Consider the following 557-nt stretch of genomic DNA (forward strand, 5'->3'; position numbering starts at 1 on the left):
GCGAGCGCGAAGACCCTCGCGACGCCTTCGTTTCTAATACCTATAGCAGCATTGATGAACTCCCTCAAGGTGCGGTCGTCGGTACTTGCAGTTTGCGTCGCCAATGCCAACTGAAAGAATACCGCCCAGACATCATTATCAAAGAACTACGTGGCAACGTGGGGACTCGACTTGGCAAACTGGATGCGGGAGAGTACGACGCTATCATTCTTGCTGCCGCAGGTCTAAAACGCTTGAAATTGGAAGACCGAATTCGCAGCTTTATCGAACCAGAACAATCACTGCCAGCGGTTGGCCAAGGCGCAGTCGGTATTGAATGCCGCGTAGACGACGAACGCTTACTCAAACTTCTGGAGCCACTCAACCATAAAGACACCGCCGATCGCGTGTTGTGCGAACGTGCCATGAACCTAACTCTTGAAGGTGGCTGTCAGGTGCCAATCGGTAGCTACGCGCTACTTGAAGGTGATGAAATTTGGCTTCGCGCGCTCGTCGGTGAACCAGATGGCAGCGAAATTGTGCGTGGCGAAGTGCGTGGTCACCGTAAAGATGGAGAA

At 53.0% G+C, this 557-nt stretch carries 1 protein-coding gene; it reads left to right on the plus strand.

The genetic code is table 11. The features are described from left to right. The coding region (gene hemC, locus R8N47_RS27480; RefSeq protein WP_318186397.1) for a hydroxymethylbilane synthase at positions 1-557 on the plus strand (557 nt) is incomplete at both ends.

The sequence above is a fragment of the Vibrio sp. 2132-1 genome (assembly GCF_033344315.1).